Below are 1,911 nucleotides of genomic sequence, written 5' to 3'. Positions count from 1 at the left end.
AAGATAAGATGTTCCTTTTTATTATTAAAATATATAATTTATTTTGTATACTTTAGTAGAACTATTAACAATGATACAATGATTGTAAATTGTATATATAAGAACTGTCATACTTATAAAAGGTATAATAAGCTGGTGAAATTGAGATTGGTTACAGTTTAGGTAAAGAATTTGAGCACAACGGATATATGACAGAAGCTGTAAAAGCAATCTGTTAGTGGGCATTTAAACAAAATGGTGTTAAAAGTATTATTGCTGAAACTGATTTAGACAGCCTGGCATCTCAAAGAATCCTAGAGAGATGTGGATTTAAAAATTACAAGCAAGAAGAAACTATTTGGTGGAAATTATAAATATAAATTTATACATATGAATTTAAAATAGATATAACCTAGTAATTTCAATGGATATAGTTAAGAAAAAATGATAATTGTTATCAATTTTATATAATCGTTGAATATAAAATTTTATTCAAATATAATGAAATTAGGTTCCGGAGCCTAATATAAAAATAGGAGAATAAAATTATGTATCATGGAAGATTTAAAGGAACCCACTATGAAGCAGGATATAAGTGGGGTGCTTTGCTAAATAAAAATGGAAAAAAACTAAATAGCTGTCCTACTTATGAAGTGGATGAAGTAAAAATTCAATTTGGAAGAGACTGCAAAAATATATTTGAAAAATATTATCCTGAAATAGTTGAAGAAGTAAAAGGAATAGCTCATGGAAATGAAACTTCATTTGAATACTTATGTGGAATGTTGTTTTCTATGTATTGTTTTGAATTTGATAATAAATGTACTTGTTTTGCTATAAATAACAAAGATCAAATTTTATTTGGTAGAAACAGTGATTTTTTAGTAAGTCTAGAAAAACTATATATGAACTGTCTTTATAACTTAGATAATGTTTACTCTTTTAATGGGAATACAACAGCCTTTGTTCAAATGGAAGATGGTGTAAATGAAGAAGGTTTAGCAATAGGTTTAACTTTTATATATCCAAAATTAAGAAAACCAGGATTTAATGCAGGAATATTAGTTAGATATATTCTTGAAAAATGTAAAACTACTGAAGAGGCAATTGCAGCCATAAAAACTTTGCCAATAGCCTCACAACAAACTATTACCCTTGCTGATAAAAATGGTCATATAGCCGTAGTTGAATGTAACTGTGAAAAAGTAGTAGTCATAACACCAAAAGCTGGAGAAGATTTCGTATCAACAGCTAATAATTTTAATACAACTGAAATGGAATGCTATAAAAACACTGAAATAGATGATTGGCGTTCTTGTGATAGATATGAAACAACTAAAAATGCCTTAGCTAATAATAAAGATAAGTATAGTCTAGATTTTGCCATGAATTTACTTGGTGGTAAGTATGGATTTATGTGCCAATATGATAGAAAAACTAATGCTGATACTGTATGGTCAGTAGTTTATGACTTGAAAAATAATCAAATTTGGAGAGTTGAAGGCAACCCTGGTCGCAAGAAGTTTAAGGAAGATATCCGTTTTAAAATAAAATAGTTTAATAAAGTTAACTAACAAAACAAAATGTCCAAGGGGGTATCTCAAAAAGATATATCCTTGGACATTTAAACTATAGTTAGTATTACTTAAATTATTAGAATTGTGATTTGAGTTTATTTATAAACCTATTTCTCCTTATACAATATAAAGTTGAATGAATTGTGTTAAACAAAATACTTTGTAACTTATTAGCAATTTATAGAAATATTTAATATGGTAAAATCTTAATATACTAAAAAATTAGGGGGAGAATATGAAATTAAGCAAAAATAGAAAAGTAACAATTGCCTTAGCTATAATAATAGGGCTTTTGTTAGGTCTTATTTTTGATGAAGGGCTAGATATAGTTATAACAATAATGTGTATAATTATA

At 26.9% G+C, this 1,911-nt stretch carries 2 protein-coding genes; both read left to right on the top strand.

What is annotated here, in order from left to right:
* Positions 1 to 140: 140 nt before the first annotated feature.
* A complete protein-coding gene (locus tag NSA58_RS21075) occupies positions 141 to 218 on the top strand; it encodes a GNAT family N-acetyltransferase (RefSeq protein ID WP_408645546.1) in 78 nt (25 codons plus the stop codon).
* Between the two features lie 309 nt (positions 219 to 527).
* Positions 528 to 1,535, top strand: a complete 1,008-nt coding sequence (locus tag NSA58_RS19665) for a C45 family autoproteolytic acyltransferase/hydolase (protein WP_039678236.1) — start codon at positions 528 to 530, stop codon at positions 1,533 to 1,535.
* Positions 1,536 to 1,911 lie beyond the last annotated feature (376 nt).

It is taken from the genome of Terrisporobacter muris (genome assembly GCF_024621905.1).
Lineage (GTDB): Bacteria > Bacillota > Clostridia > Peptostreptococcales > Peptostreptococcaceae > Terrisporobacter > Terrisporobacter muris.
The sequence above is the reverse complement of the archived record's forward strand: the minus strand, read 5'-3'. Positions and strand labels throughout refer to the sequence as shown.